Source organism: Nocardia halotolerans, assembly GCF_042650145.1.
GTDB classification, from domain to species: Bacteria; Actinomycetota; Actinomycetes; order Mycobacteriales; family Mycobacteriaceae; genus Nocardia; species Nocardia halotolerans.
In genome coordinates this window covers 159,979-171,999 of sequence record NZ_JBHSDL010000002.1, presented here as the reverse complement: position 1 = coordinate 171,999, position 12,021 = coordinate 159,979, and the positions used below count along the sequence as shown (strand labels likewise).

The following is a 12,021-nucleotide window of genomic DNA, read 5'->3' as shown; positions in this document are numbered from 1 at the left end:
CGGACCGGGTCGATTAGCTGAGAATTTGCGAGATGGCCGTACCGGTCGGTTCTCACCGGATGCTTCGCCGCCTTCGCATGGGCGTTGAAAAGGTCATCGAATACCGCTGAGTAACAGCGTGTTTCACGGATTCGGTGGTTGACGGTCGATCTTGGGCGCCTTACTGTCTCAGCCACAGTCCGATATCCCGAACGGTACGCCGGCCCCTGCTGTTCATCCATATACATTTCCCAGGAGTTTGATAGTGAGAAGCCGAATGCTGGCCGTCGCCGGAACAATGGCGTTGGCGCCCGTCGCCGCACTGCTCGTCCCCGCCTCGAGCGCCGGTGCCCACGGCTGGGTCACCAGTCCGGCCAGCAGACAGGAACAATGTGCCCGTGGCCTGGTGGAATGCGGTGCGGTCGAATACGAACCGCAGAGCGTGGAGGGCCCGAAAGGGCTCACCAATTGCAGTGCGAACAAATATCCCGAACTCGATGACGACACCCTCGGCTGGGTTCCGCAGAAAGTCTCGGGCAGTGCGACATTCACGTGGCAGAACACCGCGAATCACCGCACGCTGAATTGGGAGTATTTCATCGGCGACACCAGAATCGCGGTGTTCGACGGCAACAACGAACAGCCACCGATGGAAGTCAGTCACACCGTGGACGTGTCGGACTATTCGGGTCGGCAGAAGTTGCGCGCGGTATGGAACATCGGTGACACCGCCGCCGCCTTCTACAGCTGCGTCGACCTCGAGATCGACGGCGGCGACGGCACCGCGCCGACCACCACCCCGGCGCCGACCACCACCGCGCCGACGACCACCCCGGCGCCCACCAGCACCGCACCGCCGGCCACCACGACAGAACCCCCGACCACCACCGAACCGCCGGTCAGCTCCACACCGGGCGGGGGACACGAGCTCCCGACCACCCCGGCCGAGGCCGCCTGGCGCCACGGCGCCACCTACGCCATCGGCGACACCGTCACCTACCAGGGCGCCACCTACCGCTGCCGCCAGGCCCACACCGTGCACGACCCGAACTGGATACCGCCCAAGACCCCGGCGCTCTGGGCGCGCGTCTGAGTATTTGCGGGGCCGGGAAACAATTCGTGTGTTCTCCCACCATCGGTGCCACGATGGGGTGAGGATTGGAGACGATTCGCCGGCCTCGCGTTCGGTCGGCTTCCCGCAGCGCAAGGACGTGAGATATGAGTGACAGGAAGTTCGCCCTCGCCGTCGCGGCCACCGGCACGGCGGTGCTGGCCATGATGCCAGGCGCGCCGACCGCCTCGGCGGCGGTCTCGGAACTGACCGTCGATCCGAGCCTCAGCGTCGGGATGTCGACCAATTACGGCACCGGGTGCATCCACTACCTGGTGGCCCGGCTCAGTGTCGGCATCGTTCCTGTCGCCTTCTACGACAACGGCGCCCTGCTGGCCGTGGTCAACCCCACCGACGGTATCGCCACCATTCCCTGGGTGCCGTCGAGCACCGGCGGCCACAGTTTGGTCGCGTTGCAGGACGGCGTCGGGCGTGGTGTCGATGTGAGCGTCGGTCGCGGTTACCGCTTCGGGGAGTCCTGCGTGGTCACCGGCGGCTGAACCGTCCGAGGCAGCCGGTGGCCCGGTCCGAACGGACCGGGCCACCGGGATGTGGCGACTACTTCGAGCCGACGAGTTTCTTGCCGTCGCCCTTCTTGTCGTCGCTCTTCTTGGCGGCGCCCTTCTTCTTCGCGGGCTTCTTCGGCGCCGATCCGTTCGACTCCGCGCCACCGCTCGGTGCGGACGCGGTGACCACCAGCTCGTCGCCGGCGGTCTCGACCCGCACCGTGCCGCCGGACGCCAAGCCACCGTCGAGCAGCAGTCGCGACACCCGGTTGTCGAGTTCGCGCTGCACCGTGCGACGCAACGGCCGGGCGCCGAACTCGGGCTGGAACCCCTTCTCGCCCAGCCAGTCCACCGCCGAGTCGCTGATCTCGAGCTCGATGTCCTGGGCGGCGAGCATGCGCCGGGTGCGGTCGAGCACCAGCTCGATGATCTGCTCGAGCTGATCCTTGTCGAGGCGGTGGAACACGATCTGCTCGTCGATCCGGTTGAGGAACTCGGGGCGGAAATGCCGGCGCAGCAGCTCTTCGAGCTGCGGCACGACCGAGTCGAGTTCGCCGGGGGGTGCGTCGAGGATGATGTCGGAGCCGATGTTGGACGTCATGATCACGATGGTGTTCTTGAAATCGACGGTGCGGCCCTTGGAATCGGTGACGCGTCCGTCGTCGAGCAACTGCAGCAGCACATTGAACACATCCGGGTGCGCCTTCTCGACCTCGTCGAACAGGATCACCGAATAGGGCTGGCGGCGCACCTTGTCGGTGAGCTGGGCCGCGTCGTCGTATCCCACATATCCGGGCGGGGCACCGACCAGCCGCGACACCGTGTGCTTCTCCTGGAATTCGCTCATGTCGAACCGGATCAGCCGGTCCTCGTCACCGAAGACCGCCTCGGCCAGCGCCTTGGCCAGCTCGGTCTTGCCGACACCGGTCGGACCGAGGAACAGGAACGAGCCGATCGGCCGGTTCGGATCCTTGAGCCCGGCCCTGGCCCGGCGCACCGCCTCGGCCACCGCCACGATCGCCTCGTTCTGCCCGATCACCCGCTTGTGCAGCACATTCTCGAGTTCGAGCAGACGCTGCTTCTCCTCGGCGGTCAGATCCGCCACCGGTATGCCGGTTCGCCGCGAGATCACCTCGGCGATGTCGACGACACCCACCTCCGGTTCCGACGACGTGACACCGGATTCCTCGAGTTCCGCTTCGGCCGCGGCGATATCGGCCTTGAGCGCCTTGGCCTTCTCGTAGTCCTCGTTGTCGACGGCGGCGTCCTTCTCCCGGTACAGCCGGGCGATCTGCTCGTCCTTGGCCTTCACCTCCGGGTCGGGCGTGCCCGACCGCAACCGCACCCGCGCCCCGGCCTGATCGACGAGGTCGATCGCCTTGTCGGGCATGAACCGGTCGGTGATGTAGCGGTCGGAGAGCTGCGCGGCCGCGATCAGCGACTCGTCGGAGTAGCGCACCTGATGGTGTTCCTCGTAGACGTCGGCCAGCCCGCGCAGGATTTCGATGGTGTCCTCGACCGAGGGTTCGGCGATCATCACCGGCTGGAATCGGCGCTCCAGCGCGGCGTCCTTCTCGATGTGTTTGCGGTACTCGTCGATCGTGGTAGCGCCCACCACGTGTAGGTCACCGCGGGCCAGGGCCGGCTTGAGCAGGTTGCCCGCGTCCATCGAGCCCTCGCCACCACCGCCCGCCCCGACGATGGTGTGCAACTCGTCGATGAACACGATCAGCTCGTCCTTGTGCGCGCGCACCTCGTCGAGGATCTTGGTCAGGCGCTCCTCGAACTCACCGCGGTACTTGCTGCCGGCCACCAGCGAACCGACATCGAGGGCGATGACGCGCCGGTCGGCGAGGATGGTCGGCACATCGCCGTTGACGATGCGCTGCGCCAGACCCTCCACGATGGCGGTCTTGCCCACCCCTGGATCACCGATCAGCACCGGATTGTTCTTGCGCCGCCGCGACAGGATCTCGATGGTCTGCTCGATCTCCTCGGCCCGCCCGACCACCGGATCCACCAGACCCTCGCGGGCCTCGGCGGTGAGATCGCGCCCGTACTCGTCCAGGGTCGGGGTCTCGGTCTTGGGTTGGCGGCGCGACGTGGGGGTGGCGGCGGCAGTGCCCGGCGGTGGTGTGCCGCCACTCTGGCTGGCGGCGATCCCGGCCACCAGCGCTTGCGCGGCAACACTGTCGGACAGCGAGGCGATGCCGAGCAGGATGTGTTCGGGGCCGATGTAGCTGCTGCCCGCCTGCGCGGCCTGCCGCTGAGCCGCGCGTAGAGCCGTCTTGGTCGCGGGGCTGAGGGTGATGTCGGCGAGGTCGTTCTCGCTGGGAGTTCCGGTGTCGAGATAGTCCTGCATCTGCTCGGCGACCTGATCGGGGTCGAGACTGAGTTCGGCGATGATGCTGCGACCCGGTTCTGCTTCGGTGGCCGCGTAGAGCAGGTGCTCGGGGGTGATCTCCGGGTTGCCCCACTCCTGGGCGGCTGCCCTGGCGGAACCGACCAGCAACTTCGCATTGTCGGTCATCAGCCGCCCGAGGTCGATCCGTTGCACGGGCGGCTTCGACGACATCCCGGAACCGAAAAACCGCTGGAAGATGTCGTCGAAGGGGTCAGAACTCGGCCAGCTGGCTGTCATGTCCACACCTTTTCGCTCGTCGCGCCGCTACGTCGCGGCGACTTCTGCAGATCGGGTAGGTACTGCCAGCAATACTTCGGCATCCTCGGGCGGTGTGCAAGCGATCAGCGGCTTTCGCCCGCGCGGCGCTCAGTTCCCGACCAGCGCGCGCAGGAAGAATCCGAGATTGGCGGGGCGTTCGGCCAGCCGGCGCATGAAGTACCCGTACCACTGCTCGCCGTAGGGGACGTACACGCGCACGTGGTTGCCCGCGGCGGCGAGTCGCTGCTGTTCGTCGACGCGGATGCCGTAGAGCATCTGGTACTCGTACTCCTCGCTCTTGCGCCGCGCCGACCCGACCGCCACCGCGGCCGCACCCAGCATCGCCGGATCGTGCGAAGCGATCATCGGATAGCCCTGGCCCGCGGCGAGCACCGCCAGACACCGCAGGTAGGAGGCGTCGACGTCGGCCTTGTCGCGGAACGCCACCGACTCCGGTTCGTCGTAGGCGCCCTTGCACAACCGGATCCGGGATTGCGGGCCGGCCAGCGCGCGGCAGTCGTCCTCGGTGCGCCGCAGGTACGCCTGTAGGACCGTGCCCAGCCACGGGTAGTCGGCCCGCAGTTCCCGCACGACGGCCAGCGTGGAATCGGTGGTGGTGTGGTCCTCGGCGTCGACGGTGACCCACAGACCGGCGGCTTCGGCGGCGGCGCAGATCTGGCGGGCGTGGTCGCGGGCGATGGCGTGCCCGTCGTGGGACAGGGCCTGTCCCAGCGCGGACAGCTTCACCGAAACCTCCAGTGGCCGAACGGCTCCCGCCGTGGCGTCGGCCTCGGGTAACCGGCCCAGCGCGGCGATCAGCGAGCGGTACTGCGCGAGCGTGGCCTGGGCGCCGGCCAGGTCGGTGGTGTCCTCACCCAGATAGTCGATGCTGACGAAACGCCCCGAACGCAACAGGGCCCCGGCCGCGGCCACCACCTGCTCCTCGGTGCTGCCCGCCACGAAGCGGCGTACCACCGCACGACTGACCGGCAACTTGGTGACGGTCTGTTCGAGCCGCGCGGATCGACCCGCCGCGAGCAGCGCCGAACGTAGCGGCGCCGACATCACCGTGCCTCCGTCTCGGGCGCCTGGTGCGGATAGCGATGGTCGGTGGGCGGATCGAAGGTTTCCTTGATCGTGCGCGCCGAGGCCCAGCGCAGCAGGTTCTGCGCCGAGCCGGCTTTGTCGTTGGTGCCCGAGGCGCGCGCACCACCGAAGGGCTGCTGGCCGACGACCGCGCCGGTGGGCTTGTCGTTGATGTAGAAGTTGCCCGCGGCGAAGGCCAGGCGCTCGGTGGCCGCGGCGATCGCGGTCCGATCCTGCGCGATGATCGAACCGGTGAGCGCGTAGGCGCTGCCGTGGTCGACGAGCTCCATGGCGTCGGCGAAGCCCGAGGCGGTGCTGTCGTCGTAGACGTGCACCGCCAGGATCGGGCCGAAGTACTCGGTGTTGAAGACCTCGTCGGTGGGATCGTCGCCGACCACGACGGTGGGTTCGACGAACCAGCCCACACTGTCGTCGGTGTGCCCACCCGCGACCACGGTGAGCCCCTGGGTTGCTTTGGCCCGCTCGAGCGCGGTGGTGTTGCGGTCGAAGGCGCGCCGATCGATGAGGGCGCCACCGAAATTCGAGAAATCCGTGATGTCGCCGTAGCGCAGCGCCGTGGTCTGCTCGATCAACTCTTCCGACATCGTCTGCCACACCGAGCGCGGCACGAACGCGCGCGAGGCGGCCGAACACTTCTGCCCCTGGTAGTCGAAGGCGCCGCGCAGCAGTGCGGTGGTCAGTACCGCCGGATCGGCCGACGGGTGGGCGAGCACGAAATCCTTGCCGCCGGTCTCGCCGACCACGCGCGGGTAGCCGCGATACCGGTCCAGATGGCGGGCCACCTCACGCCACAGGTGCTGGAAGGTCGCGGTGGAACCGGTGAAGTGCACACCGGCCAGGCGCGGATCCGCCAGCACCACATCCGAGATCTCCGGTCCGGGCCCGTGCACGAGATTGATCACCCCGGGCGGCAGGCCGGCCGCCTCGAGCAACCGCATGGTGAGGTAGGCGGCCACGGCCTGCGACCTCGACGGCTTCCACACCACGGTGTTGCCCATCAGCGCGGGCGCGGTGGGCAGGTTGCCCGCGATGGCGGAGAAGTTGAACGGTGTCACCGCGTAGACGAAACCCTCCAGCGAGCGGTACTGCATGCGGTTCCACACGCCGGGTGAGGAGACCGGCTGCTCGGCGATGATCTTGCGCGCGTAGGACACATTGAATCGCCAGAAGTCGATGAGCTCGCAGGGTGCGTCGATCTCGGCCTGATAGGCGGACTTGGACTGGCCGAGCATGGTGGCCGCGGCGATCTTCGCCCGCCAGGGCCCGGCGAGCAGATCGGCGGCCCGCAGGAAGATCGCGGCGCGGTCGTCGAACGACATCGCCCGCCAAGCCGGTGCCGCCGCGGTGGCGGCCTCCACTGCCGCACCGGCTTCGGCGGCACTCGCATCGTGGAGGGTGCCGAGCACGGCGCTGTGCCGGTGCGGTTGGACGACCTCGAAGACCGGTCCGTCGCCGCGCAGGTGGCGGCCGCCGATCACGTGGTCGATCTCGGTGGGCGTGGCGGCCAGCTCGGCGAGCGCGGCCTGCAACCGGGCGCGTTCGGGGGTGCCCGGAGCGAAGGTGCCGACGGGTTCGTTGACCGGCGGCGGGGTGTTCGCGATGGCGTCCATGAGTGCGGCTCCTGCGTCGTGGTGGTGGCGGGATGTGACCTAGTCAACACCGGCGCCGCTCGGGCATAATCGTCTGATCGGATGAAGAATCCACGAGGCCTTCGTCCGATCCGCCAAACAAGAGGTAGGCCCCCGATGCCTGAGGACGGCACCACGCTCGGTGAGCTGCTCGCCGCGCTCGATCACACCGTCGTCACCCTGATCGACGCACCGGCGGGGGAGCAGGTGCCGTTGCGGTCGGCCACGGTGGCCGAACCCGCCGACCTGCCCGAGCACCTCGAGACGCACGGCGCGCTGCCCCAGGTGTATCTGCTCGTCGGAATCGACGCCGCGGCCACAGTGACCTGGGTGCGCCGACTCGGCGCCCGCGAACCCGCGCATCGGCCACAGGTGCTGCTGACCAAGGCCGCCGACGACGACGCGCCGGCACTGCGCGCGGCGACCCACGCGGCCGGGCTCGCCCTGGTGCACGTGCACCGGCAGGCCCGCTGGGACCAGGTGTTCGCCGTGGTGCGCCGGATGCTGACCCGGTCACCGGGCCAGCGCGCCGCCGCAGGCACGCCCGGCCTGCTCGCCCCCGACACCGACCTGTTCGGGCTGGCGCAGGTGGTGGCCCGCGAAACCGGGGGCATGGTCTCCGTCGAGGACCCGTATTCGCACGTACTCGCCTACTCGGCCTCCGACGCCGCCGCCGACCAGCTGCGCATCCGATCCATCCTGGGCCGCGAAGGGCCCGCCGATTATCTGCGGATCCTGCGCGAGTGGGGCGTGTTCGACCGGGTGCGGCGCAGCGACGAAGTCGTCGACATCCCCGAACACCCCGAACTCGACATCCGCCGCAGACTCGTCGTCGGCATCCGGCGCGGAACCGGCGCACAGGCCCGGATCCTCGGCACCATCTGGCTACAGCAGGGCGACGAACCACTGCGCACCGACGCGGCCCGAGTGCTGCGCGGCGCGTCCGCGGTGGCGGCGCGGATCATCGCCCGTGGGCTGGACGCACCGTCGACCGAGGCGTTGCTGGTGCGCCGGTTGTTCGGTGCGCACGGCGAGGGCGTCGACGTACCGTCGGTGGCCGCCGCCCTGAACCTGCCCGTCGCCGGGCCCGCCGCCGTGATCGGCTTCGCTTCGGTCGAGCCCGCCACTGCCCCTGTCGCCGCTACTGCGAGTGGTCTGATCCGGTTGCACGCCAGTGCTTTTCGGGACGACTCGGTCACCGAGGTGATCGGTGACCGAGTGTATGTGCTGCTGCCCTCCTATCACTCCGAACACGGTGTCGGCTCGTGGGTGCGCGAACTGGTCGCACAGCTCGAACACGCACGGGGGCTGATGCTGCGGGCCGCCGTCGCCGCGCCCGTGGCCGGGCTGGGCGCGGTGGCGAGTGCGCGCGCCGAGGTGGACCGGGTGCTCGACAGCCCGGCGGCCGCTGCCGCCGGCAGCCGTGTAGCGACGCTGGCCGAGGCCAGGACCGCGGTGTTGCTGACCGAGATCGTCGAGCTGATCCGCCACCGTCGCGAGCTGCACGATCCGCGCCTGGCCGCACTCGACGAGTACGACCGCGAACACGGCGCCCCACTGCGGGCTTCGGTGCGGGCCTATCTGCGGGCGCACGGCGAGGTGAGCGCGGCGGCGGCCGAACTGCGGGTGCACCCGAATACGTTGCGCTACCGGCTGCGTCGGGTGGAACACCTCCTGGGTATCGCCCTGTCGGACCCGGACGACCGCCTACTGCTCGAAATTCAGCTCGCCGCCGTTCCCACCGGTCACCGAAGTCCCCGGTGACAACCGGGTGACCGCAAGAGGATTCGCGCCGGCCCACCAGGACGAGTGCCCTGGCCACGGTGCAAGCACGCCCCCCGTGCGCTGCCGACGGTGGAGCACGGGTCGACACGGGTGATCGCGCACCGACGTCGCCCTCGTCCGATCCCGCCGCTTGCCCGGCTGCTCCTCAGGACCCCGGTGCCGCCTCGTCGACAGCCTTGGCCGGGTCGATCACCCCGAGCACCTCACCCTGGGGTGCCTGCAGAATGCCCATCCGGCCGAACGGGCTGTCGTCGGGGCCCATGATCACCGTGGCGCCGAGACCGGTGGCCTTTGCCAGGATGCTGTCGGTGCCTTCGACCTGGATCCAGGTGAGCCAGTACGGCGGGGTGCCCAGCGAGGAGGCGTCCATCATGCCGCCGAGCTCGTGCTTGTCATCCGGTAACGCGAAGGTGGAGTAGGTGAAGTTCACCCCGTCGCCGATCTCGTCGTAGTTCCAGCCGAACACCGCGCGGTAGAACTCGTGGGCCTGGTCGTAGGCGGGGGTGTGCAGTTCGTTCCAGCAGTAGGCACCGTGCTGGTTGAACACCCCGGCACCGTTGTGCGCCTTGGCCTCCCAGACGCCGAACACCCCGCCGCCCGGGTCGGCGCCGACGAACATCCGGCCGGCGTCCAGCACGTCGAAGGGCGGCATGAAGACCTGCCCGCCGGCCCAGGTGACGCGTTCGGCCGTTTCGTCGGCGCTGTCGGCGGCGAAGTAGGTGGTCCACACCGAAGGCGCCTGTGTCATGCCTTCGGGTTTGGCGCCGATGCCCGCCACCGCTCGCCCGTCGAGCAGGGCCATGCGGTATCCGCCCGCCTCGGCGGGGCCGTCCTGGATCTCCCACCCGAACAGCGCGTGGTAGAAGTCGCCGGCGGCGGCAGTGTCGTCGACCTGGCAGTCGACCCAGCAGGGGGTGCCTTGGGGCCAGGCGGTGTCACGTGTGGGCATTGTCGAACATCCTCCTCGGGTGATGGATGGGGACCGACCGCTTCGCGCCGGCCTGTGCACAGTCAACCAGCGGCCACCGACAGCAACGGTCGCACCGATAACGCGCTGAACTGGAACAACGCGTGTTCACTGCGACAGTCCGAGCGGGCCGTCGCTCGCGGCCCCGAGTCGTTACCGCTGTTACTGTTTCGTCGCCGATCGTGCGGTGGCTTGGTCAATGATGGAGACGAACCGGTCGGGGAGCGACACAATGGCGATGGAAGGTTCGAAACGCGGGTTCGTTCGGATGCTGGTGGCGATCCTCGCGGTGGTTGTCGTGCTCGGCTGCGGCGGCGGTCCCGCCCTGGGCGAGCCGGGCGAGGCGCCCGGTGCGCGCTGGACCGTGCAACACGACGGGCCAGGCGCCTACCCCGAGGTCCGGGTCGAGCGCGGCGTGCACATCACGATGAGCGACGGCGTGGTGCTCAAAGCCGATGTGTACCGCCCCGCCGACGCCGCCGGCGTGCTCGAGGAGCGACCGCTACCGACCATCGTCAGCCTCACGCCCTACTCCAAACTGATGACCGGGCTGATCGAGTCGGCGGCCGCGATCCCCGGCCTGCAGTCCACGGCGGTCGACATCGTGCGCCGGCTGAACCTGTCGGCCACGCCCGTCAGCGGCTTCGGCGACCTGATGCAGGCACTCGACGGCGGCATGATCCAGACGATGCTCGGGGTGGACCGCAAGCTGATCAGCAGCGGCTACACCGTGGTCGTGGCCGATGTACGCGGAACCGGTCTGTCGCAGGGCAAGTGGGACACCTTGGGCGAACGCGAGCAGCTCGACACCCGTGAGGTGATCGACTGGGCGGCCGCGCAGCCCTGGTCCAACGGCCGGATCGGGATGAGCGGCGGTTCCTACTCCGGCATCAACCAGTTGCGCGCCGCCGAGAACGCGCCCGCGGCCCTGCAGGCGATCTTCCCGGTGGAACCGGGCAGCGACCTGATGCGCGATGTGGTCGCGCCCGGTGGCGGGGTGGGCACCACCTTCCTGCCGCTGTGGCTGAACTCGGTGAACCAGCTCAAGCTCGTGCCCGATGTGGCCTCCATGGCCGACGGCACGTTCGACTGGACCTGGTTCAACGACCGCCTGGCCGATCCGACCACCAACTTCGACCTGCTCGCCCAGTCCCTGCTCACCCCGTCACTCGATGACATGCCGCCCGCGCTCGACGGCGCGCTCGACGACACCTCGGCCTTCCGTGAGGCGATCATGGGTCACCCCGACCAGGTGAACGTGCCCACCTTCGTCTACGGCGGTTGGCACGACATCTTCGCCAACAGCGCCACCAAACTCTACGAGCAGATCCCGTTGCCCGCCGGGCACAAGCAACTCGTCGTCGGTGACACCTACCACGCCAATCCCGGTGCGGGCACCGGTGTGGCGGGTGCCCCGCCGCGGTTGGACGTGTTGCAGCGGGCCTGGTTCGACAAGTGGCTCAAGGACATCGACAGCGGTATCGAGGAATTCGGCCCGGTGACGGTGAAACAGCAGGGTGGCGACTGGATCACCCTGCAGGAGTTTCCGCAGCCGGGCGTGAGCCATCGACGGGTCTACCTGTCGGCGCAGCCCAGCGGCAGCACCGAGGACAGCCTGCACGACGGCTCGCTCCGCGCCACCGGACCCGGCAAGGTCGACGACCTCACCGTGAAGCCGGGCCTGAGCACGATGTGCTCGCGGGACGCGGCGCAGGGTTCGGCCGGGATGACCGCCGCACTCGACGTGTGTGCGAAGGATTCACGCATCGCCGAACGCAACGCCCTCACCTTCACCAGCGCCCCGGTCACCGAGCCGACGGTGATCTCGGGTCCGATCAACGTGCACCTCAACACGGTCCACGACGGCGCCGACGGCTTCTGGCACGTCACCGTCAACGACGTGTCGCCCGACGGCACCTCCACCGTGCTGACCACCGGTCAGCTCACCACCTCGATGCGCGCCATCGACGAACGCCGCAGCGCCCGCTCGGTCAACGGTGATCTGACCGCGCCGTTCAACCCGCTCAGTCTCGACCGGCTGCTGCCCGTGCAGCCCGGCGCGCCCACCGCCATCGACGTCGCCGTCATCCCGACTCAGGCGGTACTGGCGCCGGGGCACCGGTTGCGCATCGACGTGTACGCGGGCAACGCGCCCAAGGCGCTGCCGTTCCGGCCGATGCTCGACGCCTCCGGTCTAGAACCTCAGCACCTGCGCCTGGACCCGGCGGCCCCGAGCTTCGTCAACCTGCCCACCGACCGGCCGATCCCCTGATCGC

At 68.9% G+C, this 12,021-nt stretch carries 8 protein-coding genes; 4 read left to right on the top strand and 4 right to left on the bottom strand.

Annotation, left to right across the window (positions count from 1 at the left end):
• Positions 1-244 precede the first annotated feature (244 nt).
• Together ACFO5K_RS01805 and ACFO5K_RS01800 are read left to right on the top strand one after the other, a co-directional pair.
• Complete coding sequence (locus ACFO5K_RS01805; protein ID WP_378555342.1) at positions 245-1,072, top strand: lytic polysaccharide monooxygenase; 828 nt, start codon at positions 245-247, stop codon at positions 1,070-1,072.
• Between the two features lie 125 nt (positions 1,073-1,197).
• Positions 1,198-1,590 carry a hypothetical protein gene (locus ACFO5K_RS01800; protein ID WP_378555341.1) on the top strand — a complete coding sequence of 131 codons (393 nt, stop codon included), beginning with the start codon at positions 1,198-1,200 and terminating at the stop codon, positions 1,588-1,590.
• A gap of 58 nt (positions 1,591-1,648) precedes the next feature.
• Here ACFO5K_RS01800 and ACFO5K_RS01795 read toward each other — a convergent pair whose 3' ends face one another.
• The 3 genes from ACFO5K_RS01795 to pruA form a co-directional block, all read right to left on the bottom strand.
• The gene (locus ACFO5K_RS01795; protein ID WP_378555340.1) at positions 1,649-4,237 is read right to left on the bottom strand and encodes an ATP-dependent Clp protease ATP-binding subunit; all 2,589 of its coding nucleotides are present in this window, start codon (positions 4,235-4,237) and stop codon (positions 1,649-1,651) included.
• A gap of 129 nt (positions 4,238-4,366) precedes the next feature.
• Positions 4,367-5,323 (bottom strand): proline dehydrogenase family protein, encoded by a 957-nt coding sequence (locus ACFO5K_RS01790; protein WP_378555339.1) that lies wholly within the window; start codon positions 5,321-5,323, stop codon positions 4,367-4,369.
• Positions 5,323-6,975: an L-glutamate gamma-semialdehyde dehydrogenase gene (gene pruA, locus ACFO5K_RS01785; RefSeq protein ID WP_378555338.1), complete on the bottom strand. Its 1,653-nt coding sequence runs from the start codon at positions 6,973-6,975 to the stop codon at positions 5,323-5,325. The genes ACFO5K_RS01790 and pruA overlap by 1 nt, the downstream gene beginning before the upstream one ends.
• 135 nt (positions 6,976-7,110) lie before the next feature.
• On the opposite strand from pruA, the gene ACFO5K_RS01780 reads away from it, so the two are divergent.
• Positions 7,111-8,757 carry a PucR family transcriptional regulator gene (locus ACFO5K_RS01780; protein ID WP_378555337.1) on the top strand — a complete coding sequence of 549 codons (1,647 nt, stop codon included), beginning with the start codon at positions 7,111-7,113 and terminating at the stop codon, positions 8,755-8,757.
• Positions 8,758-8,923: 166 nt separating this feature from the next.
• Here the strand turns inward: ACFO5K_RS01780 and ACFO5K_RS01775 are convergent, their stop codons facing one another.
• Entirely contained in the window at positions 8,924-9,727 is an 804-nt protein-coding gene (locus tag ACFO5K_RS01775) for a VOC family protein (protein ID WP_378555336.1), read from the bottom strand.
• Between the two features lie 256 nt (positions 9,728-9,983).
• Here ACFO5K_RS01775 and ACFO5K_RS01770 point away from each other — a divergent pair, with 256 nt between their 5' ends.
• Positions 9,984-12,017, top strand: a complete 2,034-nt coding sequence (locus ACFO5K_RS01770; protein WP_378555335.1) for a CocE/NonD family hydrolase — start codon at positions 9,984-9,986, stop codon at positions 12,015-12,017.
• Positions 12,018-12,021: the final 4 nt, after the last annotated feature.

What these genes read in the sequence shown, in the direction of transcription:
- ACFO5K_RS01800 (WP_378555341.1), top strand. Translation starts at nt 1,198, where the DNA reads ATGAGTGACAGGAAGTTCGCCCTCGCCGTCGCGGCCACCGGCACGGCG.
- ACFO5K_RS01795 (WP_378555340.1), bottom strand. Translation starts at nt 4,237, where the DNA reads ATGACAGCCAGCTGGCCGAGTTCTGACCCCTTCGACGACATCTTCCAG.
- ACFO5K_RS01790 (WP_378555339.1), bottom strand. Translation starts at nt 5,323, where the DNA reads ATGTCGGCGCCGCTACGTTCGGCGCTGCTCGCGGCGGGTCGATCCGCG.
- pruA (WP_378555338.1), bottom strand. Translation starts at nt 6,975, where the DNA reads ATGGACGCCATCGCGAACACCCCGCCGCCGGTCAACGAACCCGTCGGC.
- ACFO5K_RS01780 (WP_378555337.1), top strand. Translation starts at nt 7,111, where the DNA reads ATGCCTGAGGACGGCACCACGCTCGGTGAGCTGCTCGCCGCGCTCGAT.
- ACFO5K_RS01775 (WP_378555336.1), bottom strand. Translation starts at nt 9,727, where the DNA reads ATGCCCACACGTGACACCGCCTGGCCCCAAGGCACCCCCTGCTGGGTC.
- ACFO5K_RS01770 (WP_378555335.1), top strand. Translation starts at nt 9,984, where the DNA reads ATGGAAGGTTCGAAACGCGGGTTCGTTCGGATGCTGGTGGCGATCCTC.